Origin of the sequence: Acidocella sp. (genome assembly GCF_050253495.1) — a bacterium.
In the GTDB taxonomy this organism is placed as follows: Bacteria; Pseudomonadota; Alphaproteobacteria; order Acetobacterales; family Acetobacteraceae; genus Acidocella.
Window position 1 is genome coordinate 1 of record NZ_JBFWIX010000005.1, and the last position, 16,475, is coordinate 16,475.

14 protein-coding genes are annotated in these 16,475 nt (G+C 63.7%); 2 read left to right on the forward strand and 12 right to left on the reverse strand.

Annotated features, from left to right (window positions below; translation table 11 throughout):
- The 9 genes from AB7D48_RS05575 to AB7D48_RS05615 all read right to left on the reverse strand — a co-directional run.
- The coding region (locus AB7D48_RS05575) for an ACT domain-containing protein (protein ID WP_427976662.1) at positions 1–126 on the reverse strand (126 nt) is incomplete at its 3' end.
- Between the two features lie 58 nt (positions 127–184).
- On the reverse strand, positions 185–679 hold the full coding sequence (locus tag AB7D48_RS05580) for a sarcosine oxidase subunit gamma (protein WP_427976341.1): 495 nt from the start codon (positions 677–679) through the stop codon (positions 185–187).
- Entirely contained in the window at positions 672–3,461 is a 2,790-nt protein-coding gene (locus AB7D48_RS05585) for a 2Fe-2S iron-sulfur cluster-binding protein (RefSeq protein ID WP_427976342.1), read from the reverse strand. The genes AB7D48_RS05580 and AB7D48_RS05585 overlap by 8 nt, the downstream gene beginning before the upstream one ends.
- Positions 3,458–3,709, reverse strand: coding sequence for a sarcosine oxidase subunit delta (locus AB7D48_RS05590; RefSeq protein WP_427976343.1), 252 nt, complete (start codon positions 3,707–3,709; stop codon positions 3,458–3,460). Before AB7D48_RS05590 ends, AB7D48_RS05585 begins: the two co-directional genes overlap by 4 nt.
- Complete coding sequence (locus tag AB7D48_RS05595) at positions 3,709–4,962, reverse strand: sarcosine oxidase subunit beta family protein (RefSeq protein WP_427976344.1); 1,254 nt, start codon at positions 4,960–4,962, stop codon at positions 3,709–3,711. The genes AB7D48_RS05590 and AB7D48_RS05595 overlap by 1 nt, the downstream gene beginning before the upstream one ends.
- A gap of 110 nt (positions 4,963–5,072) precedes the next feature.
- Positions 5,073–5,909, reverse strand: coding sequence for a metallophosphoesterase (locus AB7D48_RS05600; protein WP_427976345.1), 837 nt, complete (start codon positions 5,907–5,909; stop codon positions 5,073–5,075).
- Positions 5,906–7,603, reverse strand: coding sequence for a protein kinase domain-containing protein (locus AB7D48_RS05605; RefSeq protein WP_427976346.1), 1,698 nt, complete (start codon positions 7,601–7,603; stop codon positions 5,906–5,908). Before AB7D48_RS05605 ends, AB7D48_RS05600 begins: the two co-directional genes overlap by 4 nt.
- Complete coding sequence (locus AB7D48_RS05610) at positions 7,596–8,168, reverse strand: cob(I)yrinic acid a,c-diamide adenosyltransferase (protein WP_427976665.1); 573 nt, start codon at positions 8,166–8,168, stop codon at positions 7,596–7,598. The genes AB7D48_RS05605 and AB7D48_RS05610 overlap by 8 nt, the downstream gene beginning before the upstream one ends.
- A gap of 321 nt (positions 8,169–8,489) precedes the next feature.
- Positions 8,490–10,466 carry a hypothetical protein gene (locus AB7D48_RS05615; RefSeq protein ID WP_427976347.1) on the reverse strand — a complete coding sequence of 659 codons (1,977 nt, stop codon included), beginning with the start codon at positions 10,464–10,466 and terminating at the stop codon, positions 8,490–8,492.
- A gap of 218 nt (positions 10,467–10,684) precedes the next feature.
- Here AB7D48_RS05615 and AB7D48_RS05620 point away from each other — a divergent pair, with 218 nt between their 5' ends.
- Both AB7D48_RS05620 and AB7D48_RS05625 read left to right on the forward strand, forming a co-directional pair.
- Positions 10,685–11,023, forward strand: coding sequence for a P-II family nitrogen regulator (locus AB7D48_RS05620; protein ID WP_427976348.1), 339 nt, complete (start codon positions 10,685–10,687; stop codon positions 11,021–11,023).
- Between the two features lie 161 nt (positions 11,024–11,184).
- The gene (locus AB7D48_RS05625) at positions 11,185–11,949 is read left to right on the forward strand and encodes a ferredoxin--NADP reductase (protein ID WP_427976667.1); all 765 of its coding nucleotides are present in this window, start codon (positions 11,185–11,187) and stop codon (positions 11,947–11,949) included.
- A gap of 112 nt (positions 11,950–12,061) precedes the next feature.
- Here AB7D48_RS05625 and AB7D48_RS05630 read toward each other — a convergent pair whose 3' ends face one another.
- From AB7D48_RS05630 to AB7D48_RS05640, 3 genes are read right to left on the reverse strand one after another with little or no spacing between them, the layout of a single operon-like run.
- Positions 12,062–13,648, reverse strand: coding sequence for a glycosyltransferase family 39 protein (locus AB7D48_RS05630; protein ID WP_427976349.1), 1,587 nt, complete (start codon positions 13,646–13,648; stop codon positions 12,062–12,064).
- Positions 13,645–14,661: an alpha-E domain-containing protein gene (locus tag AB7D48_RS05635; RefSeq protein ID WP_427976350.1), complete on the reverse strand. Its 1,017-nt coding sequence runs from the start codon at positions 14,659–14,661 to the stop codon at positions 13,645–13,647. Before AB7D48_RS05635 ends, AB7D48_RS05630 begins: the two co-directional genes overlap by 4 nt.
- Positions 14,658–16,133 (reverse strand): circularly permuted type 2 ATP-grasp protein, encoded by a 1,476-nt coding sequence (locus AB7D48_RS05640; protein ID WP_427976351.1) that lies wholly within the window; start codon positions 16,131–16,133, stop codon positions 14,658–14,660. The genes AB7D48_RS05635 and AB7D48_RS05640 overlap by 4 nt, the downstream gene beginning before the upstream one ends.
- Between the last annotated feature and the right edge of the window lie 342 nt (positions 16,134–16,475).

The following is a 16,475-nucleotide window of genomic DNA, read 5'->3' on the forward strand; positions in this document are numbered from 1 at the left end:
AACATCGTCAAATTGCTGCGCTTCGCGGATGTCCGCGCCGGCCTCAAACAAATAGGTCGCGACCGCCGCGACAATCCCCGGACGGTTCACGCAAGAAAGGGTCAGCACAAATTTGGCCTTGGACATGATCGGGATCTTCCTGATGAAACAAATGGAACAAGGGAGGGCGCGCGCCGCGCTGCCTTCAACCTCGTCCGGGAAAACTCTGGGCCGCCTGCGCGAGGGCATGATGCAGCGCCCCAGCGAAGGAACGGAAACAAGCCAGATTGAAAACCGCCCCCTCGCGCCAGACCCGAACGCCGATATGCGCGGCGGTGGTGATGGCCACATCGTCTTCGGCGAAACAGGCAATGTCGATAGGCAGAAGCCGTTTCAAAACCTCCACCGCGTGCGGGCCCGAGAGTGTGAGCAGGCAAAGCCCATCGGTCTGTTCCGTGACGGCGGCGAGCGTCTCGGGCATGTCCAGCTCTCCCAGGACCAGCCATTGCCCTGGGCCGTTCCAGAGAATGTCCGCGTCGCCAAGGCTCAGACGCTTCGGCGTGGCGGGCAACACGACACCCAAGGCCGCCTCCAGAGCCGGGCGGGTCGTCTTGTACACGGCCAGGCTGCGAATGCGCCGCCACGGCGCCACGCCAATGAAAGGATGCGGCGCGAAGGCCGGAATGGCGGCATCAAGCATGCAGGCGCTTCCCTTCAGGATCATAATGCACGGGCGCGGTGACGATGGCCTGAAAATCCCCACCGCGCACCGGGTCGTAGACCCGCAATGTTTCGCCATGGCGGGCCGGGCCATTGACCAGCAGAGCCAGCGCGATGGAGCCGAGCGTGGGGCTGCGCGCCGCCGAGGTGACATGGCCTTGATCGTTTTCCGGCTTCGCCTCTGCCCCCACCGGCAGCAAATGACTGCCGGCACGGATGACATCCCGCGCGTTCACCGGCTTCAATCCCACCATGGTCGGGCGCGACGGATCGGTCAGGGCCGGGCGCGCGGCCATGGCGCGGCCGATAAAATCCTTTTTCTTCGAGAGCAGCTTATGCAGCCCCAGATCGTGCGCGGTGGTCTGGCCGTTCAATTCCGGCCCGGCGGCATGGCCTTTCTCGATCCGCATGATCCCCAGGGCCTCGGTGCCATAAGGGGCGATGCCATATTCGGCCCCGGCCCCCATCAGCCTATCCGCCAGGGCATGCGCATAACGCGCCGGCACGGCAAGTTCATAAGCCCGCTCACCGGAAAAGGAGATACGAAACAGCCGCGCTGGCACACCGTCGCACACCGTCAACGCGCCGCAAGCCATGTAGGGAAACGCCTCATCGGAAAGATCGAAGGGCGCGTCGACGATTTTCGCCAGGGTGGCGGTGGATTTCGGCCCCGCCACGGCGATCTGCCCCCACTGGTCCGTTACCGAGATGAGCGAGACATCCAGCTCCGGCCACAGCACCTGGGCACAGAATTCCAGATGCTGCATCACCCGCCCGGCATTGGCGGTGGTGGTGGTCATCACGAAATGCGTCTCGCCAAGGCGCGCGGTGGTGCCGTCATCCATCGCCATGCCGTCCTCGCGCAGCATCAGCCCGTAGCGCACCTTGCCCACGGCGAGGTTGGCCCAGCCATTGGTATAAACGCGTTCAAGAAAGACCGCGGCATCCGGACCTTGAATATCGACCTTGCCGAGCGTGGTGACATCGCAAATGCCCACGCCATTGCGCACGGCGTTCACCTCGCGCTGGGCGGCGGCCAGCCAATCGTCTCCCGGCCTGGGAAAATATTGCGCGCGCAGCCACATGCCGGTTTCCACGAACACCGCGCCTTGCTTTTCCGCCCAGTCATGGGTGGGTGTCAGGCGCGTGGGGCGGAAATGCTTGCCCGTGTGCCCGCCCGCCAGCGCCCCGATGGCCACCGGCACATAAGGCGGGCGGAAGCGTGTGGTGCCTGTCTCGCCGATGCCGCGCCCCAGCGCCTCCGCCAGCACGCCGATGGCGTTCACATTCGCGGTCTTGCCCTGATCCGTCGCCATGCCCAGCGTGGTATAGCGCTTTACATGCTCGACCGAGGCGAACCCCTCGCGCTCGGCCAGCTTCACATCCTTCACCGTCACGTCGTTCTGCAAATCCAGGAAGGATTTTCCAGGGAAAAACCCTGAATGGAACACAGGCTGGATATTGAGGTTGATCCCCTGCCCCGCCGCCTTGCCAACGGCTTCCATGCGCGGCGGCATCGCCCCCGGCACGAAGGTGGCAATGCGCTCATCCCAGACCGGCTTGCCGTCGAAATGCGACGTCAGCGCCAGATTCGGATTGAAGCCGCCGGACGTGGCGATGATATCGCACGGCAAGGACAATTCCCCGCCCGCGGCAAGACGGATCCTGGCGCCCTTCACGCCGAGATACCCCATGGCGCGGATAATGGCGGCGCCATCATAGACCGGCGCCCCGGCGGCGCGCGCGGCCGCATGCACGGCGTCGCTGCCCTTGGGCCGCGCATCCACGACACCAGCCAGCCCCACCCCCGCCGCGTGCAGTGCGGGAATCAACGCCACCGCATCGTCGTTATTGATATAAAGCAGAATATTGCGCCCCGGCGCCACGCCATAACGGGTGACATAATCCCCCACCGCGCGGCTCAGCATCACGCCGGGCAGATCGTTATGCCCAAAGGCGATCGGCCGCTCCAGCGCGCCGGTGGCAAGCACGCACCGCCCGGCGACGATTTTGACAAGACGCTGGCGCGGCGCGGCGGAAGAGGGCAGATGGTCCGTCAGCCGTTCCAACGCCGCGTAAGTGCCGCCATCATACACACCAAAGACAGTCGTGCGGGAAAAGAAGCTGACCGTTTCCGGAAGATCCAAGCTGGCAAGGGGCGCGTTCTCATCGCAGAGAATCACCCGCAGGCCCCGCGCGGCCCCTTCCAGGGCGGCGGCCACACCATCCGCTCCGGCGCCGATCACCAGAAGATCGCAAAACTCCGTTGTTTTCTCATAAACATCCGGGTCGGGCAGGCCGGCATTCCGGCCCAGCCCGGCCGCGCGGCGGATCATCGGCTCATAGACCTTCTCCCAGAAGGAAGCAGGCCACATAAAGGTCTTGTAGTAGAATCCCGCCGCGAAGAAGGGGGAAAACAGATTATTCACCGCGAGCGGATCATATTTCAGCGAAAACCCGCGATTCTGGCTGGCGGCTTCCAGCCCCTCGAAAATTTCCGCCATCGTGGCGCGGCTATTGGGCTCGCGATACGCCCCCATGCGCAACTCCACCAACGCGTTCGGCTCCTCCGAACCGGAGGTGAACACGCCGCGCGGGCGATGATATTTGAAGCTGCGGCCAAAGAGTTTCACGCCGCTGGCAAGCAGGGCCGAGGCCAGCGTGTCTCCCGCATAGCCAGCATATTGCTTGCCGTCGAATTTGAAGCTCACGGTGCTGGCACGGTCGACCAGCCCGCCTTGCGCCAATCTATAGCCGGTCATGGCAACGTCACCGACAGGATTTCATGGGTCGATACATCGCGTTCCACCACCAGCCAAGCATGGCAGCCAGCGCCATGATACCAATATTCCTTGCGCGGGCCTTTGAGATTGTCGCGCAGATAAACATAGTCTTCCCACGCCTCGGTGGGGGCCGCGCCGCCATCCTGGGGGCGCGCGCGCTCGGCATCCTGGGTGTAGGTAAACTCCTCCACGCCACGTTCACCGCAATGCGGGCAGGTGATTCGCATTAATGCAGATTCGGCTGCGCGCCGACTCCCTTTTCGTCAATCAGCTTACCTTCGGCGAAACGGTCCAACCTGTAGGCCGCCGCCACCGGATGCGGCTCCCCCCGCGCGATGAGGTGCGCGAAGCAATAGCCCGAGGCCGGCGTCGCCTTGAAGCCGCCATAGCACCAGCCGGCATTGATGAAGAGATTTTCAATCGGCGTCTTGTCGATGACCGGCGAGCCATCCATGCTCATATCCATCAGCCCGCCCCAGCTGCGCAGCAACCGCGCCCGCCCGATCATCGGCATCAGCGCCATGCCGCCTTCGCAGACATCCTCGACCACCGGCAGATTGCCGCGCTGGGCATAGGAATTATAGCCGTCAATATCCCCGCCGAACACCAACCCGCCCTTGTCGGACTGAGAGATATAAAAATGCCCGGCGCCGAAGGTGATCACCGTGTCGATCAGCGGCTTCAACCCCTCGGAGACGAATGCCTGCAACACATGGGTCTCGATCGGCAGCCGCAACCCCGCCTTCGCCGCCAGCAGGGAAGACGAGCCCGCCACCGCCATCGCCAGCTTGCCGGCACGAATGGTGCCGCGCGTCGTCTCCACCCCCACCGCCTTGCCGTTTTCCCGCAATATGGCCGTGACTTCGCAATTCTCGATAATGTCCACGCCGCGCAGGCTCGCGGCGCGGGCATATCCCCAGGCCACGGCATCGTGCCGGGCCGTGCCCGCGCGCCTTTGCACCAACGCGCCTTGCACGGGGAAACGGGCATCGTCGTAATTCAGATACGGGATTTCCTTGCGCAGCTGCGCGCGGTCCAGCAGTTGCGCCCCCGCGCCATGCAGGATCATGGCATTGCCACGCCTGGCATAGGCGTCGCGCTGCGCGTCGGAATGATAGATATTGTAGATTCCGCGCTGGCTCACCATCGCGTTGTAATTGACATCCCGCTCCAGCCCTTCCCACAATTTCATGGAAAACTCGTAGAACGGCTCATTGCCCGGCAGCATGTAATTGGAACGGATGATGGTGGTATTGCGGCCAATATTGCCACCGCCCACCCAGCCCTTCTCCAGCACCGCGATGCGCCCCACCTCGGGATGGTTCTTGGCAAGATAATGGGCGGTGGCAAGCCCGCCGCCTCCACCGCCAATAATCACCACATCGTAGGACGGCGCGGGCTCCGCCTTGCGCCAGGCGGGCTTCCAGCCTGTATGGCCACGCAGTGCCTGCGTGAAAACGGAAAAAGCGGAATATCTCATCGCGGCAAGATGTTTTCCTGATAGTTAAATAGAATTATGCACAAGAATTATTTGATGTCAAATACCCGCGCGCCACGGATTGCCCGCGCATGGGAGCCATGCGGCCCGCGTCAGATTTCCAAGATACCGGGTTCGTAAGGCGTATTCTTGCCGTCGCGCTCACGCGCATAGCCACGCGGCGCCGACACCACCCAGATCCCCGAGGAAAATGTTTCATGCCGGTAATGCGTATGGCCATGCACCCAGAAGGCCGGCGCGTAGGGCGCGAACTCAGGCAACAGGTCGGAGGCATAGGCCGGGCCGATGGGGCCCTCGCGCGTGCCCAGAAACGCCGCCGCCGGGGCGTGATGTGTTACGATCAACCTCGGCGTCGATGCGTCGTCCGCCTTCAGCCGCGCCATCGTGGTATGCAACCAGGCCCTGGATTCAAAATGCCGTTCACGGGTCAGTTTCGGGGTCAGCCGCATCGTCTGGTCATTGACCACGCGATAATCGTTCATCCGCTCCAGAGCGAATTCGCTGGATGCCGCCACATCATGGTCCAGATTGAAATCCGTCCAGAGCGTGGCGCCCAGCACATGCAGGCGCTCTTCGCGCACCTCCAAGGTAAATGCTTCATTATCCAGAAACCGCACCCGTCCTTGCGTCGCCGCCGCGGCGGCCCGCAACTGCGCGCGCGTATGAGTGATATCGTGGAAATAATACTCATGATTGCCCGCCACCAGCGCCACCGGCACATTGTAACGCTTGGCCAGGCTGTCCGCATAAGCGACGCTGAGCAGCCCGTTATGAATATCGCCCGCCAGCACGATCAGGTCCGGCGGGGGCAATGCATCCAGCAAGGTGGGAACCGCCGGCGCTGAACGACGGAAAAACAACCCCCGCCAGCCGCGCTTGCGGCGCTGCATCTCGATATGCAGGTCGCTCATATAAATCACGCGGATCATTTCATTGTCCGCAACAAGGTGACCACGAACAGCAGCGCGAACAGCAGGGCCAGCCCGCGCCAAAGCCGCAGATCGCCAAACAGCCGCCAGCGGCGCGGCGCCGGCTTGTCCCGCCCCTCCACCAGGCCGATCTGCAAGACACGGGCAAACGCCCCCGCATCCTCGAAACGCTCCTCGGGCTTGGCCGCCAACCCCTTGCCCAACGCCTCGCCGAGCCAGGCGGGCAGGTCCGCCCGCAACCGCTGCAAGGGCCATTTTTCATGCTGCCCATACGGAAAGGCGCCACCCGAGAACATGCGGTAGAAAGTCACGGCCAGGGCATAGACCTCCGTGCGGGCATTGGCGGGCGCGCCCCTCAGCAATTCCGGCGCCATATAACGTATGGTGCCGCCTGGGCGCGCGGCATTGGCCGTGTCGATCCCCGGCAGATATGCCAGTCCGAGATCGAGCAGCCTGATCTCACCGGTTTCCAGCAACATCACATTGTCGGGCTTGAGGTCGCGGTGCACCACCTCGATGGCAGCCAGATCCTGCACCGCCTCGCACAGCCTGAAGATAATCCCCATCCCCTCCGGCAGGCTCATCGGCGGCGCGCGGTTAAGGCGCTTTTCCAACGTCTCGCCATGGTAGAGCGGCATCACCAGATAGAGCGATGTCCGGCGCGCATCCGGCACATCGATATAGCGCACCACGTTCTGGCCGCGCACGGCGGTGCCGATCCAGGCCTCGCGCATGAAACCGGCGGTAAAAACCTCATCCTGCAACATCGACGGCAATGGCAGCTTCAGCGCCACCTCGCGGTTGCTGCGCTTGTCGCGCGCGGCCACCAGCAGCGTGTAGCGGCCCTTGAACAAGGTCTGGCGAATTTCAAAATCATCCCAGACATCGCCTTCACGCGGGGGCGGACGGATAGGCAGGCGCGCCAGCGCCGCGCGCATATGCATCTCGGGTTCGGCCTCGGGCAGGCTGCGCACCCGCAGCACCATCACCGATTTATCCCGCGCCGGCAGGTGCTCCAGCGCCGCCAGGGCCTTTCCGGCGAATCCCTTCTCGCCGGCCTCTCCCAGCAACGGCGCCAGGGCGGCATACACACCCTCCGTGGCCGCCAGCCCGGCGATCAGCAGATAAACATCGCCCGGCTCGGCCTCTTCCTCCCCCATGTCCAGCGCCAGTTCCGGCTCCAGCCCCAGCGCCCTGGTGGGCATGAAGGGCACGGCATCGGGCGGACGGACATGCGGCGGCATGAGCGGCGTCAGCATGCCGCCGCGCAGCCTGTACATCTGGCACGCGCCGACCTGCGCCATGCCGATGCGCCGGTCGCGCAGCAGCAAACCCGACACTGAAACCGGCGCCAGATGCCAGCCGGACTCTCCCTGCACCTGCCCGGCCAGCCAGCGATTCAGCGAGGCCAGCGCCGAAACCGCCGCCTTGCGCGGTGAAACCGTGCGCCGCGCGCCAAAATACCCTTCCGCGAAGGAGTGCACGGCGATCTGCACCGCATCGCGCACCCCGGTGGAGTTGCTTCGCCCATCCGCATGGGCACGGGCGATGATGGCCAGCGCCCCACGGTCCGGCGCGCCGAAATTATTGCCTTCGTAAAGGGCATAAAAATTACGTGCCGCCGCTTCCGCCCCCTGGGCGGCGAATTCCGTGGCAATGGACCAGCCCGCTTGGTCCGGTGCTGGGTCAGCCATCCCTCCCCCCGGCCGGCACCCAAAGCCTGTCCGCCTCGCCCATGGCATTCGCCGCGCGCGCCAGCACGAAGAGCAGGTCAGACAAACGGTTGAGATAAACTGGCACCAGCCGGTTCACGGCTTCGTCCGGCGCTTCCAGCAGATGCACCACCGCGCGCTCGGCCCGCCGGGCCACGGTACGGGCGAAATGCAGCCGGGCCGCGGCCGGAGAGCCTCCCGGCAAAATAAAGGAGGCCAGAGGCGGCAACGCCGCCGTCAGCCCGTCGATTCGTGCCTCCAGCCAATCGATCTGCGGCTGCACGATTCGCAGCGCCGCGGGTTCCCCCTCCCTGATCGGTGTGCATAGATCCGCCCCCAGATCGAACAGATCGTTCTGAATATGCGCCAGAATGGCATCGGCGGCATGGTCGGCATCCAGCCGCGCCAAGCCGATGACCGCATTGGTTTCATCCACCTCGCCCAGCGCGGCGACCCTGGCGGATGATTTCGCGACGCGTGTTCCATCCCCCAGGGACGTCTCGCCTTGATCGCCGCCGCGTGTGTAAATCCTGTCCAGCTTCACCATGCCGGAACTGCACCATGTCCGGGCGCCAGCGGCAAGAGACGAGACACGCCCCACGCCAAAATCATAAAAAACCCACGATTAATTTTGGAATCAAACCAAAAATTCAGACGATTTCCGGCACCATTACGCGCCGCGCCCCCGGCTTAAGCCCATTCGTCTCGACGTAGAGACACATAAGAGCCTCTTGGAGAGACGCTTCACAAAAGCGACTCGACCTCCACGGAGATTTCCAATGACTTCAATTCATTGCTGGAGAATTCATTGCAATCGTCCATCGCAAGCGTCCCTGATCTGAAATCCGAGGGGGTCAGATCCAAGATATTAGGCAATGTTCCGGGGGCGATAGGCCGGGCTGGGATTTACCGCCGCCAGCGTCTCCCAACGGGCCAGAATCAAACCGATCTTCTCGAACACCACCCCCACATCGGCGAACTCCCTGGCCAGGCGCGCCCGTGGCGCCAGGGATCGGTGAGACGGCTCGCCCGAGATCAGACGCGCCCCGGCGGACACGCGCAACGCGCCCATCTGCCCCGCGCCGCCCGGTTGCGCCAGCGGCACAGGCTGGCCGATATGGCAGATCCGCGCCGCGAGCGCGGCCTGCTCGGGCAGCCAGGGGGAAAGGTCCGTGTTCAGCCACACATAAACCTGCCGCGCCTCGGCGGGCGTCAGGCAGCGTTCCGGCGCCATCGGCGCGCGAAGCGAGAAGGTGAAAATACTGGGCAGGCATTCCCATGGCTCATCCGCCTCACCACGGCGAATGGCCGGGGCGGGCAATAGCGTCACCCCCGGCGTGGCGGCGGCCCCCCGCGCCACCGCCTCGGCGAACCCTCCGAGAATGGCCGCCCGGCGCGCCGGGGAAACGCATAATAGCGCCTTGATCTCCGCCAGCGCCGCATGCCAGCGCAAGGCGAGACCGTAATTGCCCCCCGCCGGCAACAGGCTGGCCGCGCGGGCATCGGCCGGAAACTCCGCGCGGTTGAAATAGGCGGCCAACCCGGCGGGCAGGCTCCCCGCGCGCAGCCGCGCCGCGACTCCCGCCGGCAGCAGCGCCGCCCCCGCGAAAGGCGGGCCCGTGAAGAATTTGGACCCGGTGATCAGCACGATGGCGTCCAGATCGAGATAAGCCCGCACCGAAGCCGGAGAAAGCCGCGCCTGACAGGCATCCAGAACAATATCGAACGCATCGCCGTAAAAATGGCGCAGCTTGGCCAGAAAAGCCCGAGACGGCGCCAGCAGCCCCGTCTTTGAAAGGTCCAGCCCATGCAGGATCACCCGGCGCCCGCGCGCCTGCGCGTCCGCCAGCGCCACCTCGATCTCCCGTTCCACCTCTCCCTGCGGGCGCACCGCGCCGGAAGCCTCGCGCAGAGCGATATTGGTCAGCGCCGTATCCGCGCGGAACCCCTCGATCGGCGCCTCGAACGTCACATCGTGCCCCAGCGCCGTATCGACGGCGAAATGCAGCCCGCGCGCCGCCATCGGCACCCCCCGCCCGGTTTCCTCCGGCGCGATCAGGATGTTCTGGATGGGCATCCCCGTATCCGCCAGATGGGTCAACGCGAGAGCCAGCAATTCCGTATCGGTGCCCGAGGCGGCGAGCACGATCTCCTCTCCCGCCCGCAAGCCGAACGCCCCGGCGATGCCGCGCCGGACCGCGCCGATACAATCATTGACCGCCTTGGCGGCGCTCTTGCCGCGCAGCAGGGCCGCGGTCGCGGCGAGGCGGGCCTTGTCGGCGGCGATATAGCCGCGCTCCGAAGAGGAAGACGCCGTGGAAGACGCGAACGTCACCGCCCAGGGGCGTGGCCTGTGGCTGCAACCATAACCGTTCAGGGCGGTTTTCGGGTCGCGCGCCAAGCGAATATCCCCACCGGTTTCCATCAGCGCATCGGCCGTGCCAAGCAGCCCCCAGACCTCGTGCAGCCGCTCCGCCGTGCCAGGCGCCAGCCCAAACAGCTCGGCCAGGCGCAACGGGCCGGGCGAGATTTCCGCCGCCATCGGCGCCACCCAGCACGGCAACGCGGCACGGGCGGAGGGCGGCAAGCCCGCCCGCTCCGCCACGCAATATTGCGCGGCGGAGCGGGCGGCGGCGGCGCGGGCCAAGCCGCTCTCCACGCCATGCGCCTCCAGCCAGCCGGCCTCGGCCAGATGGCGCAGCAACAGCGGCGCCAGGGCCGGATGCGGCGGCGAGATCTCCAGCCCATCCAGAAACTCTCGGAAAGCGGCGAATTCCGCCGCCAGGACCGGATCATGGCCATGGAAGATGTATTTTCCACGCGCCAGGGATTTCGTAGGGTTCATTTCGACTCCGGCCTCGACCGGAGAAATATCTATCCCAAAGCGCCAAGGCCGCCAAGGCGCGCCCCCGTCTCCTCCCCGGCATGCCCAAAATCGTTTCGCCCGCGCCATTGTGCTGGCCGGACTCGCATGACAGGATAAGGCGGCCCGCCGCCACGGGAACGCTTCCCGGCCTTTACAACCCTGACCATGGAGCACCCCCGACAAGGGTGTTGCGAAAGATGAAGAAGATCGAAGCCATCATCAAACCGTTCAAGCTCGACGAGGTGAAGGACGCTCTGGGGGACATCGGGCTGCAAGGCATCACCGTGACCGAGGCCAAGGGGTTCGGTCGCCAGAAAGGCCATTCGGAAGTCTATCGCGGCGCCGAATATGTCGTTGATTTTCTTCCCAAAGTGAAAGTCGAAATCGTCTGCGACGACAATCTGGTGGAGCGCGCGATCGAGGCCATCATGAACGCGGCGCGGACCGGACGCATCGGCGATGGCAAGATTTTTGTCTCACCGGTGGAAGAAGCGATCCGCATCCGCACCAACGAAACCGGCACCATGGCCATCTAGCCCACGGCCGGCCGGAAACGCCCCCCGGCGGGAAAACCACCCGGACGGAGGAGATTTTTGCGTTTTTAGCGCCTGCATTGTCAAAATAGAGGTTAACATTTCCTCCTGGACTGTATAAGCACGTCCGGATTTTTTGTGCGGAGCAAAATACCTTGGCGACGATGTATACCGAGACGGTGAAAACCGTCCGGCACTGGACTGACAGGCTGTTCAGCTTCACCACCACGCGCAACCCGGGCTTGCGCTTCATCAACGGACAATTCGTGATGATCGGCCTGCCCATCGGCGGGCGGCCGCTGTTGCGCGCCTATTCGCTATGCAGCGCCAATCATGAGGACCAGTTGGAGTTCTTCTCCATCAAGGTGCCGAACGGTCCGCTGACCCAGCATTTGCAGAAGCTGCAACCGGGCGATGAGATCATCGTCGGCGGCAAGCCCACCGGCACGCTGATCCAGGACAATCTGACGCCGGGCAAATATCTGATGATGCTCTCCACCGGCACCGGGCTGGCGCCGTTCGTGAGCGTGATCAAGGATCCCGACGCCTATGAGCGTTATGAAAAGCTCGTTCTGGTGCATGGCTGCCGCCATATCGCCGAACTCGGCTATGGCGAGAAGGTGGTGGCGGACCTGATGGAAGATGAGTTTTTCGGCGAAATGGCCAAGGAAAAACTCCTCTACTACCCCACCGTGACGCGTGAGCCCTTCAAGCATAATGGCCGCATTACCGCCCTGCTGGAGCAAGGCAAGCTGGAGGCCGATCTCGGCCTGCCCGCCCTGAACAAGGAGGATTACCGGGTGATGCTGTGCGGCAGCCCGGAAATGCTGGCCGAGCTGCAAACCATGCTGGAGACCCGCGGTTTCGCCGAAGGCAACCATTCCGAGCCGGGCCAATACGTGATCGAGAAGGCCTTCGTCGAGAAATAACCAGCCTGACCCGCCTGGGGATTTTCAAGAGTTTTTGGGGGCTGGGGTGTTTGTACCCCCAAAAACTCAATTGATCGGAAGGCGCCTTGAGCGCCGCCAAGCCGCGCGCAAGCTAACCGCAAATGCCATCCTGCTGCTCCAGCGGCGTGCAGCTCGCCAGATGGGCGGAGGGGTCGAACAGCGCGATGGTGATGCGCTTGCCCGCCTGCTGCACCTCACTCGGCATGCCCAGGGCCTGGGTATCCTTGAAGAAGCTCCGTGGTGTGCTGGTGTTCTGCCCGGCATGGCCATAAACCACCCAGACGCGGCGGCCCTGGCTGAGCGCCTGCTTGGCCTGGGCGAGGCCGCCATAAGGGCTGGCCAGCACCGTGGCCTGGGCGGCGTCGGACATATAGAGTTTCAGGATCGGCACGGCCCCGGTATCGGAAAAATACAGCATGTCGCCCGGGCCGACCTCCCGCGCCAGCATCCGCGCCGCCAGATCCCAGCGCGGTTTCGTTTCCACGAGGTAATAAGGCAGCAGATTGGCCAGCAGCAGCGCCGCCGCTCCCAGCACCGCCAGGCGCATGATCCGGGGGGAGCTGGTTTCCAGCAACGCCGCGGCACCTATGCCCGTCAATATGGCGAAGGGCGCCGCGCTCCAGAGCAGATAACGCGGTAACAGCACCGGGTGCCAAATCGAGATCAACAAGAACAAGCCGGGCAGAAACAGCAAGGCGATGCCAAGCGTGACCAGCAGCGCCGGGCGGCGGCGCAACCGCCAGAGCGCCGCCCCCAGCGCCACCAGCAGCAGCGCGTCGATCAGCCAGACCAGCCCAGGCAGGGCATGGTGGCTCAGCAGGCGGTAGGACACCCAATCCGCCACATGCATCAGATACACCGCGCCGAAATTATACCAGACCCGCTCCAGGCTCAGCGGCGGAATCCAGCCCAGGCTATGGGTGACGGACTCCGACTGAAAATGCAGCATCAACACATAAAGGGGCGCTGTGAGCAGGATAACCGCCAGATCCGCCAGCAGGATCGTGCGCAGGAACCGCCCGCGCTCCGGCACGAAGGGCATCAGACACAGAAAAATCAGATTGGCGGCCAACAACCAAGGCAGAGCATCACCCAGCACATCCAGCGCTGCGGCCGTGCCGAACACGAAGCAGAGCCAGCCGGCCTTGGCGGCGCGCATCCCCCGCCCCGCCATTTGCGGGTCCAACGCCAGCCTCGTCACGCCATAAAGCGCCACCAAGATCAGCGTCATCACCAGCGTATAAGACCGTGCCTCCTGGGCGAAGGCCAGAATGGTGGGAGACAGCCCGAGGATCAGCGCCGCCAACATACCCGCCAGCCGCCCCGCGACGCGCGAGGCGATGATGAAAACCAGCACCACCGCCAGCGCGCCGAACAGGGCCGAAGGCAGGCGCAGCCAGAATTCCGGATGCGGAAGGTGGGTAAAGGGCGCGAGCAGCAGGAAAAAGCCCGGCATATGGTGGTTCTGGAAGGAATCCAGCACCAACGCGCCGGGTTTCAGCGAGGCCCGGTTGAAGGTGAAAACCTCATCCAGCCAAAAAGGCCGCTTGCCGAGATCGATCAATCTGGGCAGCAGCGCCAGAATGAACACACCGGCCGGCCAGGCCCAGGCCGCGAGCCTGGCCCGCGCAGCCGTCTTGGTCCGCGTGGCTGAATCCGTAACTGTCGAAATACTCAAGCGCTAACCTGGGTCTGGACCTGCATTTGCGCCGGAGCCGGTTCGGGGCGCCAATCGCGGAAGAAGGCGCGGCCAATGGCCCCTGCAAGCTCCTGCAGGTGGATTTGAACGAGGTCCAGATATTCATGCAGGCCCGTGGCGAGAATATGACCAAGCTTTTTCTCCACCAGCAGCTCGCGCAACAGCTCCACCAGCTCCAGCGCCTCCGCCACGGCGGAGAGCCCGTAATGGCGGCGCAGATCGTCCAGATGCGATTCGACCCGGCGCACGCACAGCAGCGCCGAACGCGGGCTGGAAGGGTCGCGCAGCAGGAAATGCACCACATCCTCGGGCGAAAACTGTGCCCGGGCATAACGCTTGAAGGCATGGTAACCCGCCGCGCCGCGCAGAATGGCGTTCCACTGCGTCAGCTCCGCCATGCGCTTCTCCTCCGCGCCGCGCGGCAGCAGGGCGGTATATTTGATATCGAGCATGCGGGTGGTCTGGTCGGCGCGTTCGATATACCGGCCCAGCTCGTAGAAATACCATCCCTGGTCGCGGTAGAGCGTGCCCTGGGTAATGCCGGTATGGGCCTGCACGCCTTCCTTGATCTTGGTGCACAGGCGCGACAGCTCATCGCCCTCCAGATCCTCAGGCGTGATGCGCGAGACGGCGCGGTGGAACACGTTAAGCTGCTTCCACATCTCCGTGCTCATCAGCGGGCGCAATGTGCGGGCATTGGTGCGCGCGCTCTCCAGGCAGGAGGGAATGGAATTACCATGCCCCCTGTCCAGCAGGTAAAAGCGCTTCACATGGGTGGCATCGGCCGAAAAACCGCGCTCAAGAAAGGTTTTCTCATCGGCGTTGATGCGGATGAGGCCGAACCAGGCCTCGGTCTCGAAGCCCGGACTTTCAAAGCTCTGCGTCACATCGATCAGCCGCGCCATGTTCTCGACGCGCTCCAGATAACGGGCCATCCAAAACAGCCCCTCGGCATCGCGGGCCAGCAGCCCAGGGTCACGCATCTGGCTCATGGCTTTCCTCCTTGGCCGAAATGCTCGGCCAGCACCCAAGTGTCCTTCGACCCGCCGCCCTGGCTTGAATTCACGATAAGCGAGCCCTTCTTCATTGCGACTCGTGATAACCCGCCAGGCAGAACCCAGCTATCGCGACCCGTGATGATAAAGGGCCGCAGGTCCAGATGGCGCGGGCCGATGCCGTCTTCCGCCAGGGTCGGCCCGACGGACAGGCCGATCATCGGCTGGCTGATCCAGTTGTCCGGATTGGCCATGATCGTCTCACGGACAGTCTCCAGCTCCTCCTTGGAGGCGCGCGGGCCGATGGTGATGCCATAACCGCCGCTCTCGCCCACCGGCTTGGTGACCAGCTTGTCGAGATTCTCCAGCGTGTATTTCAACCCCTCCTCCTCACGGCAGATATGGGTTTCCACGTTATGGATCAGCGGCTCCTCGCCCAGATAATATTTGATGATGCGCGGCATGTAGGCATAAACCGCCTTGTCGTCGGCGACCCCCGTGCCCACGGCGTTGGCGATGGCGACATTGCCCGCCTTCCAGGCGCCGATGAGCCCCGGCACACCCAGCATCGAATCCGGCCGGAACACATCCGGATCCAGGAAATCGTCGTTCAGGCGGCGATAGATCGCATGCACCGGCTTCAGCCCGGTGGTGGTGCGCATGAAGACGCGCTTATTTTCCACCACCAGATCCGCCCCCACCACCAGCGGCACGCCCATCTCGCGCGCCAGGAACACATGCTCGAAATAGGCCGAGTTATAAATCCCCGGCGACAGCAGCACCACCTGCGGATCCTCATGCTCGCCCGGCGCCACCTCGGCCATCGCCGCGCGCAGCCTGCGGCCGTAATCATCCACCGGCCTCAGCTTGATGCCCGCCATCAGGTCCGGAAACGTGCGCAGCATCAGATGCCGGTTCTCGATGACGTAGGAAACCCCCGAAGGGGTGCGGGCATTATCCTCCAGCACCCGGAAATCGCCCTTTTCATCCCGGATGATGTCGATGCCGCACACATGCACATAGGTGCCGTGGGGCACCGGAAAATCCTTCATTTCCGGGCGGTAATTGGCATTGCCATAGACCAGCTCGGCCGGAATGACACCGTCCTTCACCACATGGCCCTTGCCGTAAATATCGCCCAGAAACAGATTCAACGCCTTCACCCGCTGAACGCAGGCGCGCTCCAGCAGATCCCATTCAGATGCCGTTAAGACACGCGGGATACAATCGAAGGGTAAAATCCGGTCGATCGCCGAGGCGTCGGAATAAACGGTGAAGGTGACGCCGAGATCGATGAGATCGGTCTCCGCCGCCGAGGCGCGGGCGCGCAACGCCTCCAGCCCGATGCCCTGAAGCCGCTCCGCCAGTTTTTGCGGAACCGGGCCGGCTTCGGGCCGGGTTGTGGTCAATTCGCAAAAAAAACGGCCAGGATCATATTCGGGCCAAAGATCATGGAAAATTTCGTTCAAGCCAAAGCCTCCGGCGCACGCATGCGATGAAAAAGAGAGGGAAAAAGGCGGAGAAACACGAGGCAGCAAGCAAGGGGCGAACCATATCCCGGCCAAGACGGCGCCCGCCGGGCAATTATCGCCCAGCTTTTCAGCATACGTCACCTGAAAACTGGCGTCGGTCTGTCATGGTGCCAGATGAGTCTGCCTTCAAAACGTCCATATCCGCAAGATGTCTTCGTTCAACCCACATTACCTCCTCACCGATCCATGCAAGCAATGGACCAAGGCTGAAAACAGCGCCGTTTCCGTGCTCCCGGCGCCGCGACCGGCGGGAAAGCTCTCTTCCTGGCGCGAACCGGT